Annotated in this window: 3 protein-coding genes; 2 read left to right on the top strand and 1 reads right to left on the bottom strand. The window is 75.0% G+C overall.

Translation table 11 applies throughout. The annotated features are described in order from the left end of the window. A partial coding sequence (ftsH, locus tag ACFV61_RS33735) for an ATP-dependent zinc metalloprotease FtsH (RefSeq protein WP_380495894.1) occupies positions 1-1,841 on the top strand: 1,841 nt, incomplete at its 5' end. A gap of 110 nt (positions 1,842-1,951) precedes the next feature. Beyond that, positions 1,952-2,785, top strand: coding sequence for an ammonia-dependent NAD(+) synthetase (nadE, locus tag ACFV61_RS33730; RefSeq protein ID WP_380495891.1), 834 nt, complete (start codon positions 1,952-1,954; stop codon positions 2,783-2,785). A gap of 53 nt (positions 2,786-2,838) precedes the next feature. Here nadE and ACFV61_RS33725 read toward each other — a convergent pair. Continuing rightward, a partial coding sequence (locus ACFV61_RS33725; protein WP_380495889.1) for a DUF885 domain-containing protein occupies positions 2,839-4,110 on the bottom strand: 1,272 nt, incomplete at its 5' end.

Below are 4,110 nucleotides of genomic sequence, written 5' to 3'. Positions count from 1 at the left end.
CCCGCGCCCCCGGCGGCCCGCCGCCGCCCAAGCCGCCCCCGCCCGCGATGCGCCGCTGGCTGCTGCCCGTCGCCGTCCTGGTGACCCTGCTGCTGCTCATCCTGTTCTCGCGCTCCGGCTCGACCGGCGCCAACTACGGCTACACCGACTTCCTCAACCGGGTCGGCGCCGGCCAGGTGCAGACCGTGGACATCACCGACACCGGCGGGGTCACCGGCACCCTCAAGGACGGCACGCACTTCACCAGCCAGATCCCGACCGCCCTGGACACCTCCCAGCTCAGCGGCGAGCTGGCCGGCCAGCACGTCGACATCACCGCCAGCCACAGCGGCGGCAGCTCGATCTGGTCGACGCTGCTGCTGTTCCTGCCGCTGCTGCTCTTCGGCGGGCTGTTCCTCTGGTCCGGCCGGATGGCCGCCCGCTCGCTCGGCGGCGGCCTGAGCGCCATCGGCCGCTCCCGCGCCAAGATCATCGAGGCCGAGCGGCCCGCCACCCGCTTCGCCGACGTCGCCGGGTACGAGGGCGTCAAGCAGGAGGTCAGCGAGGTGGTCGACTTCCTGCGCAGCCCCGAGCGCTACGCCGCCGCCGGCGCCAAGGGCCCGCGCGGGGTGATCATGGTCGGCCCGCCCGGCACCGGGAAGACCCTGCTCGCCCGGGCCGTCGCCGGAGAGGCCGAGGTGCCCTTCCTCTCCGTGACCGGCTCCGGCTTCGTCGAGATGTTCGTCGGCGTCGGCGCCTCCCGCGTCCGCGACCTCTTCGACGAGGCCCGCAAACGCGCGCCGTCCATCATCTTCATCGACGAGATCGACGCCGTCGGCGGCCGCCGCGCGGGCGGCACCCGGCTCGGCGGCAACGACGAACGCGAACAGACCCTCAACCAGCTGCTCTCCGAGATGGACGGCTTCGACCCGACCACCGGCATCGTCGTCATCGCCGCCACCAACCGCCCGGACGCCCTCGACCCGGCCCTGCTGCGCCCCGGCCGGTTCGACCGCCAGGTCACCGTCCCGCTGCCCAACCAGGCGGAACGGGCCGCGATCCTCGCCGTCCACGTCCGCGGCAAGACCCTCGCCCCCGATGCCGACCTCAACCGCATCGCCCGCGGCACACCCGGCTTCTCCGGCGCCGACCTCGCCAACCTGGTCAACGAGGCCGCCATCAACGCCGTCCGCGCCGACCGCGCCACCCTCACCGCCGACGACCTCGACACCGCCCGCGACCGCGTCCTGCTCGGCCGCCGGGACTCCTCCAACGCGCTGCTGCCCGAGGAGCGCCACGCCGTCGCCGTCCACGAGTCCGGGCACGCCCTGACCGCCGCGCTGTGCGAACACGCCGACCCCGTCGCCAAGGTGACCATCCTCCCGGCCGGCGTCTCCCTCGGCGCGACCGAACAACTCCCCGAAGCGGAACGCCACCTGTACACCGAGGGCTACCTGATCGACCTGATCACCGTCCAGCTCGGCGGGCGGGCGGCCGAGCTGGTGGTCTTCGGGGAGGGCTCCACCGGCGCCGCCAACGACCTCGCCCACGCCACCGGTGTCGCCACCCGGATGGTCCGCGAATTCGGCCTCTCCCCGGAACTCGGTCCGGTCGGCTACTCCAGCGGCTCCCCGAACTACCTCGGCGACGGCCCCGAGGACCTGTTCCGCCGCCCGTACTCCGAGCAGACCCAGCGCGCCGTCGACGAGGCGGTGGCCCGCCTGCTGCGCCGCGCCGAACGCCGCGCCGTCGACCTGCTCCGCGAACACCGCCACCACCTCGACGAACTGGCCGCCCTGCTGGTCGCCCAGGAGACCGTCGACGGCGCCGTCGTCCTCGACATCCTGCGGCACCCCGCGTAGGCGCTCGCCCCGGTCTGCCGCAGCACCGCCACCACCTCGTCGAACGCGCGGAACCCGCTGGTAGCGTCCAGGGCGGGCACCCACCGTGTCACCTTCACCCGGGAGTCGATATGACCGAACCCCTGTCCGCCGACCTCCAGCGGGAGATCGCCCGCACCCTGCGGGTGGCCCCCGTCCCCAGCCCCGAGCAGGAGGCGAAGCGCCGGGCCGACTTCCTCGCCGACCAGCTCCGGGCGGCCGGCGCCCGCACGCTGGTGCTCGGCATCAGCGGCGGCGTCGACTCCACCACCGCCGGGCGGCTCTGCCAGCTCGCCGTCGACCGGCTGCGCGCCGCCGGACACCAGGCCGAGTTCTGCGCCATACGGCTGCCCTACGGCACCCAGGCGGACGAGGCGGACGCCCGCCGCGCACTCGACTTCATCCGGCCGGACCGGACCCTGACCGTCGACATCAGGCCCGCGACCGACGCAGCCCTCGACGCGCTGACGTCCGCCGGCCTCACCTTCGCCGACCGCTCCCACGAGGACTTCGTCCGCGGCAACGTCAAGGCCCGCCAGCGGATGGTGGCCCAGTACGCGGTCGCAGGCGCCACCGGCGGCCTGGTCGTCGGCACCGACCACGCCGCCGAGGCGGCCGTCGGCTTCTTCACCAAGTACGGTGACGGCGCCGCCGACGTGATGCCGCTGGACGGGCTGACGAAGCGTCAGGTCCGCTCCCTGGCCGAGGCCTTGGGGGCCCCGGCGGACCTCGTCCACAAGACCCCCACCGCCGACCTGGAGACCCTCGCCCCCGGCCGCCCCGACGAGGACGCCCTCGGCGTCCCCTACGAGGCCCTGGACGACTTCCTGGAGGAGCGGCCGGTGAGCGAGGAGGTCTTCCGCACCGTCCTCGGCCACTACCGCCGCACCGAGCACAAGCGCCGCCCGCCCGTCACCCCGGCGTAGCAGCCGAACCGGCCTGACGGTGCGCGGTGCGCGCACCGTCGGAGCGGCGGGCCCTACTGCGCCGCGATCCAGTCCGTGACCAGCGTGTCCAGCACTCCCAGCGGCAGGCTGCCGTGCCCGATCAGCTCGTGGTGGAACTCCCGGATGTCGAACCGGCCGCCCAGCGCCGCCTGGGCGCGCTCGCGGTGCCGGACGATCTCCCGGCGGCCGATCAGGTACGCGGTCGCCTGGCCCGGCCAGGCCAGGTAGCGGTCGATCTCGTTGCGGACGTTGGCCTCGGTGGTGGCCGTGTTGTCCCGCATGAAGGCGATCGCCCGCTCCCGGGACCAGCCGTAGTGGTGCAGCCCGGTGTCCACGACCAGGCGCACGGCCCGCAGGGCGTCGAGCGACAGCATGCCGAAGCGGGAGAGGTCCGAGCTGTACAGCCCCATCTCGTCCGCGAGCCGCTCGGTGTACAGGCCCCAGCCCTCGACGTGGGCGGTCAGCTGGCCGCTCGGCCGGCGCCGGAACTCCGGCAGGTGGTGCAGCGTCTGGGCGACGGCGATCTGCAGGTGGTGCCCGGGCACGCTCTCGTGGAAGGCGATCGCCTCGTACTCGTACCTGAACCTGGTCTGCGGGCGCAGCGTGTTGATCCAGTGGGTGCCGGGCAGGCCGCCCGGGCCCGGCGGCTGGTAGTAGGCCAGCGGCCCGGTCTCCGCCTCGATCGGGTCGATCTCCCGGGTCACGCAGTCGGCGATCGGGTAGGCCCGGAAGTAGTCGGCCGAGGCGCGGCGGGCGCGCTCCAGCGCCTCGTCGACCAGGGTGATGATCTCCTCGGCGCTGCCGAAGCGCAGCGCGCGGTCCTCCCGCAGCGCGGCCAGCACGGCGTCGGGGTCGGTGATGCCGAGCACCCTGCCGCCCAGCTCGGCGAACTCCTCGCGCAGCCCCGCCAGGGTGTCCAGGCCGATCCGGTGGACCTCCTCCGGGGTGAGCCCGGGCCGGGTGTAGCGGGTGACGGCGTCGGCGTAGCCCTCGGTGCCGCCGGGCACGTGGCAGACCCCGGCCCGGTCGTCCGGCCGGGCGTCCGTGGCCAGCCGCTGGGCCAGGCCGGCCCGGTAACGGGCCACGGCCGGGCGCACGCCGTCGCGGACGATCACCCGGCCCCGGTCGAACTCCGGGCGGCCCTGCAGCGCGCGCAGCAGCTGGTCGTCGTCCGGGTTGGCGACCAGGTAGGCGTCGAGCTGGTCGAGGGCGGCGTCGAGGGCGCGCGGCCCCGCCGGGGGGCCCGCGGCCGGGGGGGGCCGCCGGGGGGGGTCGGGGGGGGGGGCGGACGCCCGCCGCGCCCC

This window comes from Kitasatospora sp. NPDC059817 (assembly GCF_042731835.1).
Classification (GTDB): Bacteria; Actinomycetota; Actinomycetes; order Streptomycetales; family Streptomycetaceae; genus Kitasatospora.
The sequence above is the reverse complement of the archived record's forward strand: the minus strand, read 5'-3'. Positions and strand labels throughout refer to the sequence as shown.